General features: G+C 62.7%; 21 protein-coding genes and 1 tRNA gene. 5 read left to right on the top strand and 17 right to left on the bottom strand.

What is annotated here, in order from left to right; all coding sequences use genetic code 11:
* Positions 1 to 88 precede the first annotated feature (88 nt).
* Complete coding sequence (locus BTE28158_RS13095; RefSeq protein WP_059599833.1) at positions 89 to 889, top strand: cystine ABC transporter substrate-binding protein; 801 nt, start codon at positions 89 to 91, stop codon at positions 887 to 889.
* A gap of 82 nt (positions 890 to 971) precedes the next feature.
* Here the strand turns inward: BTE28158_RS13095 and BTE28158_RS13090 are convergent, their stop codons facing one another.
* Entirely contained in the window at positions 972 to 1,175 is a 204-nt protein-coding gene (locus BTE28158_RS13090) for a hypothetical protein (RefSeq protein ID WP_059599832.1), read from the bottom strand.
* Positions 1,176 to 1,998: 823 nt separating this feature from the next.
* Positions 1,999 to 2,331 (bottom strand): hypothetical protein, encoded by a 333-nt coding sequence (locus BTE28158_RS13085; RefSeq protein ID WP_151048137.1) that lies wholly within the window; start codon positions 2,329 to 2,331, stop codon positions 1,999 to 2,001.
* Positions 2,332 to 3,392: 1,061 nt separating this feature from the next.
* Here BTE28158_RS13085 and BTE28158_RS13080 point away from each other — a divergent pair.
* Genes BTE28158_RS13080 through BTE28158_RS13070 form a run of 3 tightly spaced genes read left to right on the top strand, consistent with a single transcriptional unit; the run spans position 3,393 to position 5,780 of the window.
* Positions 3,393 to 3,920 (top strand): PAAR domain-containing protein, encoded by a 528-nt coding sequence (locus BTE28158_RS13080; RefSeq protein WP_059560249.1) that lies wholly within the window; start codon positions 3,393 to 3,395, stop codon positions 3,918 to 3,920.
* Positions 3,917 to 4,657 carry a VRR-NUC domain-containing protein gene (locus BTE28158_RS13075; RefSeq protein WP_151048136.1) on the top strand — a complete coding sequence of 247 codons (741 nt, stop codon included), beginning with the start codon at positions 3,917 to 3,919 and terminating at the stop codon, positions 4,655 to 4,657. The genes BTE28158_RS13080 and BTE28158_RS13075 overlap by 4 nt, the downstream gene beginning before the upstream one ends.
* A gap of 4 nt (positions 4,658 to 4,661) precedes the next feature.
* Complete coding sequence (locus BTE28158_RS13070) at positions 4,662 to 5,780, top strand: DUF3396 domain-containing protein (RefSeq protein ID WP_151048135.1); 1,119 nt, start codon at positions 4,662 to 4,664, stop codon at positions 5,778 to 5,780.
* A gap of 351 nt (positions 5,781 to 6,131) precedes the next feature.
* Here the strand turns inward: BTE28158_RS13070 and BTE28158_RS13065 are convergent.
* The 7 genes from BTE28158_RS13065 to BTE28158_RS13035 form a co-directional block, all read right to left on the bottom strand.
* Positions 6,132 to 6,207, bottom strand: a tRNA-Thr gene (locus BTE28158_RS13065).
* A 19-nt stretch (positions 6,208 to 6,226) separates the two neighbouring features.
* On the bottom strand, positions 6,227 to 6,745 hold the full coding sequence (locus tag BTE28158_RS13060) for a ClpXP protease specificity-enhancing factor (protein ID WP_124628018.1): 519 nt from the start codon (positions 6,743 to 6,745) through the stop codon (positions 6,227 to 6,229).
* 71 nt (positions 6,746 to 6,816) lie between these two features.
* On the bottom strand, positions 6,817 to 7,428 hold the full coding sequence (locus tag BTE28158_RS13055; RefSeq protein WP_006400565.1) for a glutathione S-transferase N-terminal domain-containing protein: 612 nt from the start codon (positions 7,426 to 7,428) through the stop codon (positions 6,817 to 6,819).
* A gap of 94 nt (positions 7,429 to 7,522) precedes the next feature.
* A complete protein-coding gene (locus BTE28158_RS13050) occupies positions 7,523 to 8,281 on the bottom strand; it encodes a cytochrome c1 (RefSeq protein ID WP_059599828.1) in 759 nt (252 codons plus the stop codon).
* A 21-nt stretch (positions 8,282 to 8,302) separates the two neighbouring features.
* On the bottom strand, positions 8,303 to 9,685 hold the full coding sequence (locus BTE28158_RS13045; protein ID WP_108064681.1) for a cytochrome b: 1,383 nt from the start codon (positions 9,683 to 9,685) through the stop codon (positions 8,303 to 8,305).
* Positions 9,682 to 10,302, bottom strand: coding sequence for a ubiquinol-cytochrome c reductase iron-sulfur subunit (petA, locus tag BTE28158_RS13040; protein WP_151048134.1), 621 nt, complete (start codon positions 10,300 to 10,302; stop codon positions 9,682 to 9,684). Before petA ends, BTE28158_RS13045 begins: the two co-directional genes overlap by 4 nt.
* 218 nt (positions 10,303 to 10,520) lie before the next feature.
* The gene (locus BTE28158_RS13035) at positions 10,521 to 11,267 is read right to left on the bottom strand and encodes a Nif3-like dinuclear metal center hexameric protein (protein WP_059599825.1); all 747 of its coding nucleotides are present in this window, start codon (positions 11,265 to 11,267) and stop codon (positions 10,521 to 10,523) included.
* A 21-nt stretch (positions 11,268 to 11,288) separates the two neighbouring features.
* On the opposite strand from BTE28158_RS13035, the gene BTE28158_RS13030 reads away from it, so the two are divergent.
* Positions 11,289 to 12,494 (top strand): Do family serine endopeptidase, encoded by a 1,206-nt coding sequence (locus BTE28158_RS13030; protein WP_151048133.1) that lies wholly within the window; start codon positions 11,289 to 11,291, stop codon positions 12,492 to 12,494.
* A gap of 228 nt (positions 12,495 to 12,722) precedes the next feature.
* Here the strand turns inward: BTE28158_RS13030 and tatC are convergent, their stop codons facing one another.
* From tatC to hisF, 8 genes are all read right to left on the bottom strand, one after another.
* Positions 12,723 to 13,505, bottom strand: coding sequence for a twin-arginine translocase subunit TatC (gene tatC, locus BTE28158_RS13025; protein ID WP_059599823.1), 783 nt, complete (start codon positions 13,503 to 13,505; stop codon positions 12,723 to 12,725).
* 41 nt (positions 13,506 to 13,546) lie between these two features.
* A complete protein-coding gene (gene tatB / locus BTE28158_RS13020) occupies positions 13,547 to 14,077 on the bottom strand; it encodes a Sec-independent protein translocase protein TatB (protein ID WP_059686471.1) in 531 nt (176 codons plus the stop codon).
* Between the two features lie 26 nt (positions 14,078 to 14,103).
* Entirely contained in the window at positions 14,104 to 14,334 is a 231-nt protein-coding gene (gene tatA / locus BTE28158_RS13015; protein WP_034183658.1) for a Sec-independent protein translocase subunit TatA, read from the bottom strand.
* Between the two features lie 93 nt (positions 14,335 to 14,427).
* Entirely contained in the window at positions 14,428 to 14,793 is a 366-nt protein-coding gene (locus tag BTE28158_RS13010) for a histidine triad nucleotide-binding protein (RefSeq protein ID WP_044845951.1), read from the bottom strand.
* Between the two features lie 29 nt (positions 14,794 to 14,822).
* A complete protein-coding gene (locus tag BTE28158_RS13005) occupies positions 14,823 to 15,215 on the bottom strand; it encodes a DUF4870 family protein (RefSeq protein ID WP_059599820.1) in 393 nt (130 codons plus the stop codon).
* Between the two features lie 71 nt (positions 15,216 to 15,286).
* Entirely contained in the window at positions 15,287 to 15,652 is a 366-nt protein-coding gene (locus tag BTE28158_RS13000) for a phosphoribosyl-ATP diphosphatase (protein WP_044845953.1), read from the bottom strand.
* The gene (hisI, locus tag BTE28158_RS12995) at positions 15,649 to 16,065 is read right to left on the bottom strand and encodes a phosphoribosyl-AMP cyclohydrolase (protein ID WP_044845954.1); all 417 of its coding nucleotides are present in this window, start codon (positions 16,063 to 16,065) and stop codon (positions 15,649 to 15,651) included. The genes BTE28158_RS13000 and hisI overlap by 4 nt, the downstream gene beginning before the upstream one ends.
* Positions 16,065 to 16,838, bottom strand: a complete 774-nt coding sequence (gene hisF / locus BTE28158_RS12990) for an imidazole glycerol phosphate synthase subunit HisF (RefSeq protein ID WP_059599819.1) — start codon at positions 16,836 to 16,838, stop codon at positions 16,065 to 16,067. The genes hisI and hisF overlap by 1 nt, the downstream gene beginning before the upstream one ends.
* Between the last annotated feature and the right edge of the window lie 67 nt (positions 16,839 to 16,905).

Below are 16,905 nucleotides of genomic sequence, written 5' to 3'. Positions count from 1 at the left end.
GTAGTGTCTACGTGCCCGTATTCCGGCCCAGTCCGGGCACGACCGATGCCCGGCGCTCGATTACCACACTGAACACTGGAGATCTGCGATGAAACGTTCGAAGTTCCTGCTGTCGGGCCTGCTGCTCGCGTCGGCCCTCGGTTTCACGGCCGTTGCCGCTCATGCGGAAGACCTGCTCGACTCGGTGAAGAAAGCCGGCGTGCTGCGCGTCGGCCTCGAAGGCACGTATCCGCCGTTCAACTCGCGCGGCACGTCGGGACAGCTCGAGGGCTTCGACGTCGATGTCGCCAATGCCGTTGCCGGCAAGCTCGGCGTGAAGACGCAATTCGTCCCGACCGAATGGAGCGGGATCATTGCGGGGCTGCAGGCCGGCAAGTTCGACGTGATCGTCAACCAGGTCACGATCACGCCGCAGCGCAAGGAAGCGCTCGACTTCAGCGAGCCGTACACGTACTCGGCAGCGCAGCTGATTCAGCGCAAGGACGACACGCGCAACTTCAAGTCGCTCGAGGATTTCAAGGGCAAGAAGCTCGGCGTGACGCTCGGCACCAACTACGACCAGATGGCACGCAGCGTGCCGGGCATCGAGGTGCAGACGTATCCCGGCGCGCCGGAAAAGCTGCGTGACCTCGCCGCGGGCCGGATCGAGGCGACGCTCGACGACCGCCTGATGCTGCCGTACATGATCAAGACGTCGAACCTGCCGCTGCGCTCGGGCGCGGTGCTGAACGGCGGCAAGCAGGAGATGGCGATCCCGTTCCGCAAGGGCAATCCGAAGTTCGAGAAGGCGATCAACGATGCGCTGGAGTCGCTGCGCAAGGACGGCTCGTTGAAGAAGATCTCGATGCACTGGTTCGGCAGCGACGTGACGGTGCCGGTCGCGCAGTAAGCGGTTCGCCGCGCTTGCGTTGCGTCACGTCCTTCGCTGCGGCGAAGGCGTGACGCGCAACTGCATTACTCTTCCCTTCCCCTCAAGCCGCTTCGTCGAAGCGCGCAAGCAGCATCTGGCCGATCGGCGTCAGCGCCGGGCGCGCGGCCACCGCACTCACACGTACCTGCGTATCGTCGACGAGCCGCTTTTCGACGAGTACGGCGAACGCCGGATTCGACGGGTCGACACTGTCCGGTGCGCGGGCAATGCGCAGCAGCATCGAGAATTCGTGCGGACTCAGCATGGTCCTTGTCTCCTGATCGTCCGCGATCCGGTTCGAACCGGCGTCGATCGTCTCTTTTGATGAAATGGCCCGAAGGCATGTGAATGCGAAAATGCGCGGCCGTTTGCGACGAGGGCACGTCGTCGCGAGGAGCCAGCCGCTCCCTGAGCGGTGCGACGTCATCGGATCCGCTGGATGCGGACGTCACGGCAGGGACGTGCAACGTTATTTGGCCATCGTGACGCGGCCGTGACAGCAAAGCAGGGGCGCACATCTGGCCGACCGATACCGACGACCACGCTCATCGCCGACGGCAGATTGGTCGTTTGCAGGCATTGCCTGGAAGACTGGCTGCGGCGCCAAGGCATCGCTTGGAGCGGCATTGCAACCGGGTGAATGCGCCGCTCCTGATAAGCGCGGCGCGGGCCGGCCAGGAAATGTACGGCACCGAGTCGAGAAATCCCGCATGCGCGTGTCCACACATGCATGCGCTGAAATGCACTGAAGCGGGCTTGCCATGCGCCCCGTGTCCCCGCGTCAGATTTGTCGGCTCGCGGCGCTGAAACGACGAAGGGCCGGGAGAAAAAATCTCCCGGCCCTTCGTTCAATTTGGAGCAGTCGCAGGACTCGAACCCGCCACCTGATGCTTACAAAGCACTCGAACGATCAAGCAAACTCAATCACTTACGCAAATTTCGCGTTACCAAAATACCGAATTCGACGGTGTTCTCAGCCATATCCGACGGGCATCGTGACATCGATTGAAAACGCGCCGATATACGTCAAGCAGGGACAGCTTGATATATCAGCGCGCGCTCCACCTCCGTCGTGTAAAAAATTTCATTCACACTGCGGCCTGCTCAAAACCAATCACGATCAACCGAATCAACGCGAGGACGATCAAGATCGAAAGAACAAAGCACATCAGGGGCACGGCAAGGTTCGATCTCGGCCTCCCTTTCGCATCGAATTGGATGAAGTGAAGTAAAGATGGGTGGCGTTTGGCGCGAAATGGGAGGATGGCAAATGACGCGAGCGTGATCGCAAATGCAGCGTTCCTGATATTAGACGTCGATGCCGACTGGTGAATTTCACGGAGAAACGCCACGAAATAGAAAAACGTGACGATACCAACTATCAAAATCGCATCAATCGCATACCCGGCAGCTTTCTTCACGTCATACTCCTTACCGAACCCGTCGCATTCGCTTAAACGCAGTTGCTCCGTCGGTCCACGCCCCGGACGTCGTGAAAAGTGTAGGCTGACTTGGATACCGATTCAGATCTCGTTTACGCGCATGGACGCACGTAACGGCTGTCCCCGCGACGCAACTCCAACCGGCACGCTCCCGATTCGTCAAGGCGCTCCGGAAGTCGGAATGCCTCGTTGCATGCGTTGCGCGGTTCCAGTTGATGACGAAGAAAGATTCGCAATGACGGAATAGCAACCCGAGAACCACTAGACACTGTCCGACCGGCAGCGGTGATTGTTGCCTTGACTATGTGGTCTTGCGGAGTCGCAGCTTGTGAACATACTCGTGCGCCCGCGGATGATGAAGACGAACGTCCGCACCGAATGCTCGGCCCCGCCACTGGCTCGATTTCCGGACTGTCACGCAAAAGCTGAGTTGGAAACGCGAAGGGGCTACGCAAACATCGCGTAACCCCTTGCTAGATATGGTGCGGCTGCAGGATCAACAATCCTTATCCAATCTATTGATTCAAAACGAAAACGGAATCGACGATTGGAGCACCCCCCCCCAAACATACCCCCAATCGGTTGAACCCATGCCGACGAGGCCATCGAGAGAGAAATTGTGGCGTAAGTCGCCGATCGCCGGCCGCCCGAACAGAAAACTTCTGGAGATTTGGAGATATACGCTCAATTCACCCCAGAAGCCTTACGGGTCAAGGGTCCGACTATCTCCAAATGTATCTCCAAAACACTCATTTGCTTGGAGACAAAGTTGGAGATAGTCGGCAAATACGTCGCATGACGCCCGCCGTGTCGAGAAGCACCCTGCGGTCTGGAACGCTGCGCGCAAAGAAACTCCCGTGCCGCAGCCCTCCCCGATGCCACGGCAAAAGCTGGCCTTGTGCTCAATGAAAAGTGACTTTGGACGGTCAAAAATTGCACCGCGCCATTCACCTGCGAAGCCTCCCGGCAACTTTGACAGGGTAGTTACCCTTATTCGGTGCGTGCTACAGTCCTCGCAAAATTTCAACAGAGGATTCGGCATGAGTTCTGCGTTCATTCGGGAAGGCGATACCACTTCGCACGGTGGCCGGGTGCTCGCCTGCACGTCTACCAACATCGTCTTCGGCAAGCCACTCGCGCTCGAAGGCGACATGGTGTCGTGTCCCAAGTGCAGCGGCGTCTACCCAATCATCGGCGTCCGCGTTCGCAGCATGACGTTTGGCGGCCGGGCTGTGGCGACCGAAGGCGACAAGACTGCATGCGGTGCGACGCTGATAGCATCGCAAGGCATGGCGACGGTAGAGCCGACCTCCGGCGCAGGCGGCTCGGTTGGCGCAGGCAAAAGTGTAGTCACGCAGACGACCGCGCAAGACGATGGCGCATATCGCGGCCGCTTCCAGCTCGTCGACGACAAGACACGCGCACCGATCCCGAATCACCCATACACGGTCACGTCGGCGGACGGTCAAACGATTCAAGGCACGACGGACGCGAGCGGCCACACCGATTGGATTAGCAGTCACCAAGCTGCATCGCTGTCGTTCCATCAGCCCGGGAGCGATGCATGACCGGCCCCTACTCCCCAGGGTCGTCGACTGGGGGCTCGAGCACCGGTGGCCAGACAACGCAGGTTGGATTAAGCGCCTCCAAACTCTCCCCGAAGGATCGGAAAGTTCTGTGTCACACGTTCTGCGAGTGCCGTCGGATCGGCGTCGCGACAAAAGCCGGGACAATCCAGCGGCAGCGCTGCGTCGAGATGCGCCTCGGGCTGCCCAATGAGGTGTCGAAGATGCAGTCGGGCGTTCCAACGGAATACAGGCCGGAACAACCGTACGATATGACGACGAATCCACCCCAGCCGATCATGGACTACGACGATCCGCTGGAGCCCAATTCGGGCATTCGCCAATGGATCAAGGACGTATGGCCCAGCAAGGGCAAGAAATACGAGAAAGGCGACGTCCGCCGCCCTGACGTCGTCATCGTGAACGACCCGTCGAAACCTCCCGAGCAATCGAATATCAAGACCGTCGTGGAAATGAAGTTCCCCGGCGATCGATACGGCCCTGATCAGGAAGACGACTACATCGAAATCGCGGGCGGCCCGTCGAAGTTTGTCCACCTCGGCGCGGCTGATTGCGGATGCGGCGACGACGACGGCCAGAAGGAAACTTCGCGCTCGAAGCAATCCGCGCGACAATCCGAGCTTGACGACTTGTTCGGCGGCAATAGCAGCGCGCCCGGAGGCCCACCGCTCCCGACCGCGCCTACATTGCCGCCACCTGCATTCCCGCTCCCGCTTTGACGCCATGACGAACGACGAAATTGAAGCTTGGGCCAAAGATCCGCGCCGTGCGGACACGATGCCTTTCGGGCTTTACGAGCCCGCGCACCAAAAAGGGATCACGGGTGCCGCCCTTGTAGTGCGGGGCGTGCTTTACTTCCGCAACGGTTTCACGTCGGAGGTTCGGCAAGCGCTGGTGCGCTGCTTCAAGCAGTACAACGCGGCGATCGAGGAATATCAACACGCGCTCGAAGTGGCGGCCGGCCAGACGCCGTCGAAGTCCGGGCCGCTGCGCTGGTTCTATTCCGAGGGAGAAGAACCGATCCAGTACGACAAGTCTCCGGGATTCGAAAGTCTCGCGACGAGCGTTCCCTCCGACGAGACCCTTGCGGTCGCGATCACCAGCGGCGAGCACAAGCTCGCGACCGGGTTCTATGAATTCACGGTGTTCGCGCTTAGCGAAAAGAAGGCTGCACGGAAACGCGGTCTCGACGGACTGGTCTTCACGGTACCGCGTGCGTTTATCGCCCACCGCCCCGGCGTGTTCGAGGCGATGTTCCGCGCGTTCGCAGAAGCGTTGCCGATAGTTAGCGGTCACGGCGGGCTGGCCGTGAACGTGCCTCCAATGGGGCGGCGACCAAACGAAGCCAGCGAGTATTTCTACGCGCGCCGTTTCGGGCCTGGCATCGACGTCGGCGATCCAATGCGTTCCACCGTTCGTAAGCTTTACACGAAGATCAAGACCGTTGACTGGCTCAACGCGCTCGATGCGGACTTGGTCGCGGCTGTCGGTGGCGCATCGGCGCTCGGACTCCCGCCAGATTGGTTCGCCCGTATTCCCCTGGGCAACGGAGGCTTAATTATTCAAGCCGGCGTAGCCCCGCAGTCTGGAGTATCAAATGGCCCAGGCATACCCGTATCGCCGCCCGCCGCGTACGTCATTCTGAACCGTGCACTGCGGCCGATCATCGCGGATGACGTCGATACGCTGCAAGACGGGACGCTGGATAGTACTGCGCCCCTGCTAAATACAGTCGTAGCGACCGAAGGTTGGCTGCGCCGGTTCAGCGTACAGGACGATCAGCTCAGCGGCTTCTGGGTCGACCTACACAAGACGCCGAAGCTGGGCGGCGAAACGACGTGATGTTGCGATGAGGCAGCGCCTTGTGATCCGTCATACGCAACATCGCTGCCACCGCTTACACCCTGGCCCCCGGTTGCAATCAAAGACTCTTCAGGTAATCACGATTGCGATTCAACATCGCACCGATGATTCAACATCGCACCGATTTCTGCCAGCTTGGGGTGCGGGCGATTTCATTGTGCGCCGGGGGTACGGCATACCCCCAAATCCGGGAAGTCATACCCCGAATCTTACCCCCAAATTTCCGGGATGCCCCGGTTCCACTCGGCACTTCCAGAAACAAAAAACCCGCGTCAGCGCTAGGCCGGACGCGGGTTTTGGGACTTCTGGGTACTACTTGAAACTAGTGTTTGGTGCCGGCTGCAGGACTCGAACCCGCCACCTGATGATTACAAATCAACTGCTCTACCAGATGAGCTAAGCCGGCGTAAGCGCGAGATTCTACCTCATTTCACGATCTTGAGGCGAGGTCTGCCGCCTTTCGAGCCGTCGCCGTCGGTTTTCGGCGGTTCGTCGGCGCCTTCGGACGGCTCCTCGTTCGCCCCGTCATCGACGACAGGCGTCAACACGGCAGGCGACTCGTCACGCGGCGCATCTTCCGCCTGCGCGGCATCGTCTTCGAACGCGCCCGAATCCGCGCCCTCGCCCGCGACCGCATCGACCTGGAACGCCATCCCCTGCCCATTCTCCCGCGCATAGATCGCGAGCACGTTGGCCACCGGAATCTCGATCTTGTGCGCCTTCCCGGAGAACCGGGCGGTGAACTCGATCCACTCGTTACCCATCTGCAGCTGGCTCGTCGCCTCGAAGCTGATGTTGAGCACGATCTCGCCGTCACGCACGAACTGACGCGGCACGCGCGTCGAGTTGTCGACCCTCACCGCGATATGCGGCGTGTAACCGTTATCGGTGCACCACTCGTACAGCGCGCGCAGCAGATAAGGCTTCGTTGAAATCTCTTGCATCACAATCCTCGAACCCGGAGCGGGCACGCGGCACGCCGCGTCGCCGGCTCCGTCATGCACTCATTGCACCATCAACGACGCATGACCTTTTCGGACGGCGTCAGTGCTTCGATATAGGCCGGACGGCTGAAGATCCGCTCGGCGTACTTCATCAGCGGCGCAGCGTTCTTCGACAGCTCGATGCCGTAGTGATCCAGACGCCACAAGAGCGGCGCGATCGCGACGTCGAGCATCGAGAACTCCTCGCCGAGCATGTACTTGTTCTTCACGAAGATCGGCGCGAGCTGCGTCAGGCGATCGCGGATCGCGAGGCGTGCCTTCTCGTGGTTCTTCTCCGCTGCCTTGCCCTTTTCGTTCTCGAGCGTGCTGACGTGAACGAACAGCTCCTTCTCGAAGTTGAGCAGGAACAGGCGTGCGCGTGCACGCTGCACCGGGTCGGCCGGCATCAGTTGCGGGTGCGGGAAGCGCTCGTCGATGTATTCGTTGATGATGTTTGATTCGTACAGAATCAGGTCGCGCTCGACCAGAATCGGCACCTGACCGTACGGGTTCATCACCGAGATGTCTTCCGGCTTGTTGAACAGGTCGACGTCACGGATCTCGAAATCCATGCCCTTCTCGAACAGCACCAGCCGGCAACGCTGGGAGAACGGGCAAGTTGTGCCGGAATACAGAACCATCATATTTGCGTTTCCTCAAAAAAGCCGAGGGCCGACACGCGGCGCAACCCCTTTCACGGGTTCCGCCTTGCGCCGGCCCCACGCCGGTCAGGCGTGTTTACTTGATATCTTTCCAGTACGCGGCATTGAGCCGCCAGGCCAGGAAAGTCAGGACACCGAGAAAGACCAGCACCCACACGCCGAGGCGCTTGCGGGTCTGCTGGGCCGGCTCGGACATCCATGTCATATAGGCCACCAGGTCGGCCACCGCAGCATCATAGTCCGGCGACGACAACGTCCCCGGCGTGACCTGCTGGAAGCCGACGAGCTTGTGGACCTTCTCGCCCGTCTCCTCGTCCGTCTTGTCTTCGAATTTGGCAGTGCGCTGCCCCTGCAGTTGCCACAATACATGGGGCATGCCGACGTTCTCGAACACCGCGTTGTTCCAGCCGCTCGGCCGCGTATCGTCGCGGTAGAAACTCCGCAGGTACGTGTAGAGCCAGTCGCGGCCGCGCGCCCGCACCTCGACCGACAGGTCGGGCGGCGAGGTGCCGAGCCAGTTCTTCGCGTCTTCGGGCCGCATCGCGACGGACATCGTATTCCCGACCTTGTCGGTCGTGAACAGGAGATTCGTTTCGATCTCCTTCTGGGATATGCCCAGATCCGTCAGACGGTTGTAGCGCATCAGGTTCGCGCTGTGGCAGTTCAGGCAATAGTTTACAAACAATTGCGCGCCGTGCTGAAGCGAAACGAGATTTTCCGTGTTATCGGGCGCCCGGTCGAGCGGAAAATTACCTTCCGCGCGCACGGCCGGCGCCGCCAGCAGCGCCACGGCCGTTGCCCCGATCAGTGCGAGCGTCGAAAGCAGTTTCTTCATGTCGTTCTCTCCTCGCTCACGTTAATGGGGCTTGAAGCGCACCCGTTCCGGCGGCTGCTTGAACGTGCCAAGCGGTGTCCAGACGGGCATGCCGAGGAAGAACGCAAAGTAGATCAGCGCGCAGCCCTGCGCGATCAGCGTCGCGGCCGGCGATGGCGGCCGTGTGCCGAGGAACGCGAGGGTCAGGAACGCCGCGACGAAGATCCCGAGGAACACTTTGTGGAACAACGGCCGGTAGCGGATCGACTTCACCGGGCTACGGTCGAGCCACGGCAGGAAGAACAGCGTAATCACCGCGGAACCCATCACGACGACGCCCCAGAACTTCGATTCCGTCAGGAACATGAACACGACGATCGCCGCGGCCAACACGGGCAGGCCGACCTTCCACTTGCCGCGCGCGCGGATCAGCGCGAGCACGCCGAGCAGCGCGATCACGATCATCAGCACGATCTTGAACGGGTCGGTGGTGGCGCGCAGCATCGCGTAGAACGCTGTGAAGTACCAGACCGGCGCGATCTCCGGCGGCGTCTGCAGCGGGTTCGCCGGGACGAAGTTGTTCGACTCGAGGAAGTACCCGCCCATCTCCGGCGAGAAGAACACGATCAGCGCGAACACCATCAGGAACACGCAGACACCGAAGAAATCGTGCACCGAGTAGTACGGATGGAACGGGATGCCGTCGAGCGGAATGCCGTTCGCGTCCTTCTTCGCCTTGATCTCGATGCCGTCCGGGTTATTCGACCCCACTTCGTGCAACGCGACGAGGTGCGCGATCACGAGGCCGACCAGCACGAGCGGAATCGCGATCACGTGGAACGCGAAGAAGCGGTTCAGCGTGACGTCGGACACGACATAGTCGCCGCGGATCCACAACGACAGGTCCGGGCCGACGAACGGGATCGCCGAGAACAGGTTCACGATCACCTGCGCGCCCCAGAACGACATCTGGCCCCACGGCAGCAGGTAGCCGAAGAACGCCTCGGCCATCAGGCACAGGAAGATCGCACAACCGAAGATCCACACGAGCTCGCGTGGCTTGCGGTACGACCCGTACATCAGCCCGCGGAACATGTGCAGGTACACGACGACGAAGAACATCGATGCACCGGTCGAGTGCATGTAGCGGATCAGCCAGCCCCACGGCACCTCGCGCATGATGTACTCGACCGACGCGAATGCGAGCATCGAGTCGGGCTTGTAGTTCATCGTCAGGAAGATGCCCGTGACGATCTGGTTGACGAGCACGAGCAGCGCGAGGGAGCCGAAGAAGTACCAGAAGTTGAAGTTCTTCGGCGCGTAGTACTCGGAAACGTGCTTCTTCCAGGTGGACGTGAGCGGGAAGCGCTGGTCGATCCAGCCGGTGAGACCTGTCGTGGAGACTTCCTTGTTGTCGGCCATCACGCTTCTCCTTTCTCGTCCTTGCCGATCACGAGGGTCGCCGCCGACGTGAACATGTAGGGCGGGATGTCGAGATTCTGAGGCGCCGGCTTGTTCTTGAACACGCGGCCGGCGAGGTCGTAGGTCGAACCGTGGCACGGGCACAGGAAACCGCCCGGCCAGTCGTCCGGCAGGTTCGGCTGCGGACCCGGCGTGAAGCGTTGGCTGGGCGTGCAGCCGAGGTGCGTACACACGGCCATCACGACGAGAATGTTCTTGCGATCGGCCCGCGCGCGATATTCGTTCGCGCAATACGCGGGCAACGGCATCGAATACGGGGATTTCGAGGTCGGATCGGCCACTTCCTTGTCGGCCTTGACGACGTCGGCGAGCATGTCGTCGGTGCGGTTCAGGATCCAGACCGGCTTGCCGCGCCACGGCACGGTGACCATTTCGCCGGGCTTCAGGCCGCTGATGTCGACCTCGACCGGGGCTCCGGCCGCTTTCGCTTTCGCGGACGGCGCAAGCGACGCCGCGAAAGGTATGACGGTGGCTACGCCTCCCACGCCACCTGCTACGGATGTCGCAATCAGCCAGGTACGGCGGCCGCTGTCGACGCGTTTCTCTTCCTTGTCTCGCATCACACGCCCCACTTCTGAGTTGGATTTTCCGTCACGACTTTTCATTCCGCCGCTAGTTTGCGCGAATGGAGTCGCCATTTACAAGGCCCGGAGATGAAAATCCCTTCGAAGTAGTTGATAGTTAAGGGTTTCCCCCCACTATCGGAGCGATTAAATCATTTCGCTCTTAAGCGGATGCTACATTGTGAAATTTCGATGCGCCGCCGCAAATCCGTCGCTCAGACCGGATTATGAATATCGATAAAAAGGTGTTCGATATCGAATTCTTCGGACAAGTGGGCGCCAAGCGCCTGGATTCCGTAGCGTTCGGTCGCATGGTGCCCTGCCGCAACGAACGCGACGCCGCTCTCGGCCGACGCGTGCGTGACGGGTTCCGATACTTCGCCGGTCAGGAACACGTCGGCGCCGGCGTCGATCGCGGCATCGAAATAGCTCTGCGCGGCACCCGTGCACCACGCGATGCGGCGCAACTGCATCTCCGGATCGCCGAGCACGAGCGGCGTGCGGCCGAGCGTGCGCTCGACCTTCGCGACGAAGTGCTCGAGCGTGACGGGCATCGGCAGCGTGGCCATCCAGCCGAGGTCGCCGTCGCCGAAACGCTGTTCGCCGATCAGCCCGAGCTTCTCGCCGAGCTGAGCGTTGTTGCCGAACTCGGGATGCGCGTCGAGCGGCAGGTGGAACGCGAACAGGTTCAGGTCGTTCGCGAGCAGCAGCTTCAGGCGCCGGTACTTGCGGCCCGTGATCTGCGGCGCCTCGTTGCGCCAGAAATAGCCGTGATGGACGAGCACCGCATCCGCCCCCCATTCGAGCGCGGCTTCGAGGAACGCGAGCGACGCCGTCACGCCAGTGGCGATCTTCTCGATCTTGCGACGCCCCTCGACCTGGAGGCCATTCGGGCAATAGTCCTTGAAGCGCGCGGTTTCAAGGGTATTGTTCAAGTACAATTCAAGTTCGATCCGATCCATATAAACCTCTAATCCATTCAGATGCTTAGACGCTTCTGGCTGTTCTTCGCGCAGGCGGTGACCGTACTGCTCGCGCTGATGTTCATCGTCGTGACGCTCAAGCCGCAATGGCTGCAACGGCAAGGACAGCTCGGCAAGCAGCTCGCCACGCCGATCGTCGCGCTGCGGGAAGTCGCGCCGGGCATCGGCGGTGCACCGGCGACCACGTCATACGCGGAGGCCGCGCAAAAGGCGATGCCCGCCGTCGTCAACGTCTTCTCCAGCAAGGACGGCTCGCTGCCGCCCGACCCGCGCGCGAAGGATCCGCTGTTCCGCTACTTCTTCGGCGACCGCAACGCCCGCAAGCAGCAGGACGAACCTGCGGCCAACCTCGGCTCCGGCGTTATCGTGAGCCCTGAAGGTTACATTCTAACGAACCAGCACGTCGTGGACGGCGCCGACCAGATCGAAGTCGCGCTCGCCGACGGCCGCACGGGCACCGCGAAGGTGATCGGCAGCGACCCCGAAACCGATCTCGCCGTGCTGAAGATCAACATGACGAACCTGCCGACGATCACGCTCGGCCGCTCCGACCAGTCGCGGGTCGGCGACGTCGTGCTCGCGATCGGCAACCCGTTCGGCGTCGGCCAGACGGTCACGATGGGGATCATCAGCGCGCTCGGCCGCAACCATCTCGGCATCAACACGTTCGAAAACTTCATCCAGACCGACGCGCCGATCAACCCCGGCAACTCGGGCGGCGCGCTGGTCGACGTGAACGGCAACCTGCTCGGCATCAACACGGCGATCTACTCGCGCTCGGGCGGCTCGCTCGGCATCGGCTTCGCGATCCCCGTGTCGACCGCGCGCACCGTGCTCGAAAGCATCATCACGACGGGCTCGGTCACGCGCGGCTGGATCGGCGTCGAGCCGCAGGACGTCACGCCGGAAATCGCCGAGTCGTTCGGGCTCCAGCAGAAGTCGGGCGCGATCGTCGCGGGCGTGCTGCAGGGCGGTCCGGCCGACAAGGCCGGCATCAAGCCGGGCGACATCCTCGTGAGCGTGAACGGCGAGGACATCACCGACACGACGAAGTTGCTGAACACCGTCGCGCAGATCAAGCCGGGCACGCCGACCAAGGTGCACGTCGTGCGCAAGGGCAAGGAGTTCGACGTGAGCGTGGTGATCGGCAAGCGCCCGCCGCCGCCGAAGCAGACGCTCGACGAACAGGACAGCGACAGCGAGTGACATCCGGCGGGCGGCGTATCGGCGAGCGCCGCTTGCCGGCCAAGGATGGAAATGCAAAAGGGCAGCCTGATCGGCTGCCCTTTTGTTTTGCTTCGACGATCCTTCGTCACGGTGACGGAGCTGCGCTCACCCGCCGCCTGCACCGCCCGGTCGCGCGCCCGGATTCAACGTCGTCGAGGTGCCGCATCGACGGCGCCCCTCATGCCGGGCGCAGCGCGCCGCGTTTCATCAACTCGCGGCGCCGTTCTCGGCCTCGGGCTCTTCCGTCGGCTTCGGCACGAAGAATCGCGCGGCCAGCAGCCCGATTTCGAACAGCACGACGAGCGGCAGCGCGAGCATCAGCTGCGAGAATACGTCCGGCGGCGTGACGACCGCCGCGACGACGAACGCGCCGACGATCACGTACGGCCGCATCTCCTTCAGCTTCTTCAGCGACAGCACGCCCATCCGGACGAGCAGCACGACGACGATCGGCACCTCGAACGTGACCCCGAACGCGATGAACATCCCGAGCACGAAGCTCAGGTAGTTGTCGATGTCGGTCGACATCTCCGCGCCGAGCGGCGCGTTGTAGTGCGCCATCACACGGAAGATCGTCGGGAACACGAGGAAGTATGCGAACGCCATCCCGCACAGGAACAGGACGTAGCTGCTGCCGACGAGCGGCACGACGAGCTTCTTCTCGTGCTGATACAGCCCCGGCGCGACGAACGCCCAGATCTGGTACAGCACGATCGGCAGCGCGATCACGAGCGCGACGAGCATCGTGACCTTCATTGGCACGAAGAACGAGCCGGTGACGTCGGTCACGATCATCCTGCCGCCCTTCGGCAGGTTCTCCATCAGCGGCCGCGCGAGCAGCCGGAAAATGTCGGGCGCCCAGTACACGAGCCCGAGGAACACGACGATCACGGCCAGCCCCGCGCGAATGATGCGATCGCGAAGCTCGACGAGATGGGAAATGAAGGTTTCTTCCGGGGCGTCGCCCGGATTCTGCTGGGGGTCGCTCACACCGGCCCTCGGTAGGATTGACGAGCGAGCATGCGCTCGGCTCAGAAGAAGCGCGTCGGCCGGCGCAGGCTGGCCGGCTGATGGCGCGCGACACGCGCGGCGCCCGACTGCACGTGCGTGCGGCGGGTCGTGGCGCGCTTGTACCAGACAGGCGTCGCCGCCTGTTTCACACGCCAGTTGCGACGCTTCGGCGCGAGCGCGGCCATGCTGCCCCGCCACGACGGCGCCGCGGGCGTGTCGGAGCCGTACGTGCCGGCATCGACCGAGCCTTCGTTAGGACCGCCGACCGCGGAGTTCCACGTGTCGTTCAGTTCCTTCTCGTGCTCGCGCAGGTTGTCGTGAATCGTCGTCTCGACATTGCGCGCGGCCGACTCGAAATCGGTCTTCATCGTCCGCAGCGCGTCGAGTTCGATTTCGCGCGAGACCTCGGCCTTCACGTCGTTGATGTACCGCTGCGCGCGGCCGAACAATGCGCCTGCCGTACGCGCGACGCGCGGCAGGCGCTCGGGGCCGAGCACCACGAGCGCGACGACGCCGATCAGCGCCATCTTCGAAAGACCGAGATCCAGCATCGCGAATGCCTGTCAGCGTGCCGGCGTTACGCCTTGTTCGAGTCGGAACGCGTCGTTTCCTTCGCGTTGACGTCGACCGAACCCGAACGCGGCAGTTGCTGCGCATCCGCCGGTGTCTCGCCTTCCTTCATGCCGTCCTTGAAACCCTTCACGGCGCTGCCGAGGTCGTTGCCGATGTTGCGCAGCTTCTTCGTACCGAAAACCAGCGCGACGATCAGCAGCACGATCAGCCAGTGCCAAATGCTCAATCCACCCATGATGAAACCTCTCCTCAACCACGCCGCGTCGCGGCGCAAATCGCCGGCGGCACGCCGGCTTCGACTATCGATGCGGGGAAACGCCCCGCCACGTCAACCCATCCGCAGCCACGGGCGCGGGCCGGCCAGGATGTGCGCGTGCAGGTGGTAGACCTCCTGCCCGCCGCCGGGGCCCGTGTTGATCACCGTGCGAAAACCGGTTTCGCCTCCCGTGTATGCAACGCCGAGCTGGTCGGCCAGACGGGCGACCAGCAACATCAGCCGGCCGAGCATCGGCGCATCGGCCTCGCTCGCCGCCGACAGCGTCGGCACATGCCGGCGCGGAATGACGAGCACGTGCGTCTCGGCCGCCGGGCGGATGTCGCGGAACGCGACGAATTCGTCGTCCTCGTGCACCTTCGTGCTCGGGATCTCGCCCGCCGCGATCTTGCAGAACAGGCAATTCGGATCGTGACTCATGTTGCTCCTGCGAAACGCCCGTGCGCCGGTCAGAACCACGCCTGCGGATCGAGCGTCTTGTTGTCGTTCAGGTACAGCCAACCTTTGATGATACGGTACAGCGTCCAAATCCACGTGACAAACATGATCACGAATCCCACCACCACGAACATCAGCGCGAAGCCGATCACGTAGGCGATCAGCGCGCGCCAGAACGTGCGGATCTGCCACTCGAAATGGTCGGCGTACGGCGTGCCGGCCACGTCGCCGCGCTTCACGTAGTTGATGATGATCGCGATGATCCCGGTGACGCCACCCGTCAGCCAATGAATCGCGTAGAGGCCGTACAGCACGTGCGTCAGCGTGCGCAGACCTGCCAGTCGCTCGGCGTCCGCTGCGCCCGGCACCGACGGTGTCGGAAACTGGCTCGGCGTATCGGTCATGATGCTACCCCCGTTAGATGACAATTCTTACAGCTTACCGCACTGTCGTCGGCGCGGCAGGCCGCGCGTCGTCACCCGCCGTTTTCCTCGCGCTCGCGACGCTTGCGCAGCGCCTTTTCCTCGATGCCCGACAGACCTTCGCGGCGCTCGAGTTCGGCGATCACGTCGGCCGGGCTCAGGTCGAAATGCGACAGCATCACCAGGCAGTGGAACCACAGGTCGGCCACCTCGCCGACCAGCGCCGTCGGCGCGCCGCCCTGGCGCACGTCCTTCGCGGCCAGCACGACTTCGGTCGCCTCTTCGCCGATCTTCTTCAGCACCGCGTCGTCGCCCTTGTGAAACAGGCGCGATACGTACGATTGTTCGGGGTCGCCGCCCTTGCGGCTATCGATCACGGCCGCGAGGCGCAGCAGCGTGTCTTCGGTCGATTGCGTCATTTGTAGATGTGTTCGGGGTCTTTCAGCACCGGATCGACCGCGACCCAGTCGCCGCTGTCCACGGTGCCTTCGAATTTCTGGAAGAAGCACGAATGCCGGCCGGTGTGGCATGCGATGCCCGACACCTGCTCGACCTTCAGCAGCACGACGTCCTCGTCGCAGTCGAGCCGCACCTCGTGCACGTGCTGCACGTGGCCCGACTCCTCGCCCTTGAACCACAGGCGCTTGCGCGAACGCGAATAGTAGACCGCGCGCTGCGTCTCGATCGTCTTCGCCAGTGCCTCGCGGTTCATCCACGCGAACATCAGCACGTCGTTCGTCGACGCTTCCTGCGCGATCACCGGCACGAGGCCGTTGTCGTCCCAGCGGACCTTGTCGAGCCACGCGGGCAGGGATTTCGTTTCCGTGTTCATCACAGCCTCACCGGAATGCCCTGGTCGGCCATGAAGCGCTTCGCCTCGCCAACCGTGTGCTCGCCGTAGTGGAAGATGCTCGCGGCCAGCACTGCGTCGGCGCGGCCGTCCTTGATGCCGTCCGCGAGGTCCTGCAGCGAGCCCACGCCGCCCGATGCGATCACCGGCACCGGCACCGCGTCCGACACGCCGCGCGTGAGCGCGAGGTCGAAACCGGACTTCGTGCCGTCGCGGTCCATGCTCGTGAGCAGGATCTCGCCCGCGCCGAGCTCGGCCATCTTGCGCGCCCATTCGATCGCGTCGAGGCCCGTGCCCTTGCGGCCGCCGTGCGTGAACACTTCCCAGCGCGGCGCCTCGCCGTCGGCCGACACGCGCTTCGCGTCGATCGCGACGACGATGCACTGCGAGCCGTACTTGTCGGCCGCGTCGCGCACGAGCTGCGGGTTCGCGACCGCCGACGAATTCATGCTGACCTTGTCCGCGCCGGCGTTCAGCAGGCGCCGCACGTCCTCGACGGCGCGCACGCCGCCGCCGACGGTCAGCGGAATGAAGACCTGCGACGCGACGGCTTCGATGATCGGCAGGATCAGGTCGCGCTGGTCGGAGGTCGCGGTGATGTCGAGGAAGGTCAGTTCGTCGGCGCCTTGTTCGTCGTAGCGGCGCGCGATTTCGACGGGGTCGCCGGCATCGCGCAGTTCGACGAAATTGACGCCCTTGACGACACGCCCGGCAGTCACGTCCAGGCAGGGGATGATGCGTTTAGCTAGAGCCATGATGTTGCGCCAAATGCCGCGCTGGGACGGCCGGTTACGGAAGCCTCGCACGAGGCTTCCGGTGGAG

Origin of the sequence: Burkholderia diffusa, from assembly GCF_902499115.1 — a bacterium.
GTDB lineage: Bacteria > Pseudomonadota > Gammaproteobacteria > Burkholderiales > Burkholderiaceae > Burkholderia > Burkholderia diffusa.
Note: the sequence above shows the minus strand (reverse complement) of the source record. Positions and strands in the feature narration are given on the sequence as shown.

Coding starts and splice junctions, on each gene's coding strand:
- BTE28158_RS13050 (WP_059599828.1), bottom strand. CDS start 8,281: ATGAAGAAACTGCTTTCGACGCTCGCACTGATCGGGGCAACGGCCGTG.
- BTE28158_RS13005 (WP_059599820.1), bottom strand. CDS start 15,215: ATGACCGATACGCCGAGCCAGTTTCCGACACCGTCGGTGCCGGGCGCA.
- BTE28158_RS13030 (WP_151048133.1), top strand. CDS start 11,289: ATGCTTAGACGCTTCTGGCTGTTCTTCGCGCAGGCGGTGACCGTACTG.
- BTE28158_RS13095 (WP_059599833.1), top strand. CDS start 89: ATGAAACGTTCGAAGTTCCTGCTGTCGGGCCTGCTGCTCGCGTCGGCC.
- BTE28158_RS13010 (WP_044845951.1), bottom strand. CDS start 14,793: ATGAGTCACGATCCGAATTGCCTGTTCTGCAAGATCGCGGCGGGCGAG.
- BTE28158_RS13055 (WP_006400565.1), bottom strand. CDS start 7,428: ATGATGGTTCTGTATTCCGGCACAACTTGCCCGTTCTCCCAGCGTTGC.
- BTE28158_RS13075 (WP_151048136.1), top strand. CDS start 3,917: ATGACCGGCCCCTACTCCCCAGGGTCGTCGACTGGGGGCTCGAGCACC.
- BTE28158_RS13060 (WP_124628018.1), bottom strand. CDS start 6,745: ATGCAAGAGATTTCAACGAAGCCTTATCTGCTGCGCGCGCTGTACGAG.
- hisF (WP_059599819.1), bottom strand. CDS start 16,838: ATGGCTCTAGCTAAACGCATCATCCCCTGCCTGGACGTGACTGCCGGG.
- BTE28158_RS13090 (WP_059599832.1), bottom strand. CDS start 1,175: ATGCTGAGTCCGCACGAATTCTCGATGCTGCTGCGCATTGCCCGCGCA.
- BTE28158_RS13035 (WP_059599825.1), bottom strand. CDS start 11,267: ATGGATCGGATCGAACTTGAATTGTACTTGAACAATACCCTTGAAACC.
- tatB (WP_059686471.1), bottom strand. CDS start 14,077: ATGCTGGATCTCGGTCTTTCGAAGATGGCGCTGATCGGCGTCGTCGCG.
- petA (WP_151048134.1), bottom strand. CDS start 10,302: ATGCGAGACAAGGAAGAGAAACGCGTCGACAGCGGCCGCCGTACCTGG.
- BTE28158_RS13000 (WP_044845953.1), bottom strand. CDS start 15,652: ATGACGCAATCGACCGAAGACACGCTGCTGCGCCTCGCGGCCGTGATC.
- hisI (WP_044845954.1), bottom strand. CDS start 16,065: ATGAACACGGAAACGAAATCCCTGCCCGCGTGGCTCGACAAGGTCCGC.
- tatA (WP_034183658.1), bottom strand. CDS start 14,334: ATGGGTGGATTGAGCATTTGGCACTGGCTGATCGTGCTGCTGATCGTC.
- BTE28158_RS13070 (WP_151048135.1), top strand. CDS start 4,662: ATGACGAACGACGAAATTGAAGCTTGGGCCAAAGATCCGCGCCGTGCG.
- BTE28158_RS13080 (WP_059560249.1), top strand. CDS start 3,393: ATGAGTTCTGCGTTCATTCGGGAAGGCGATACCACTTCGCACGGTGGC.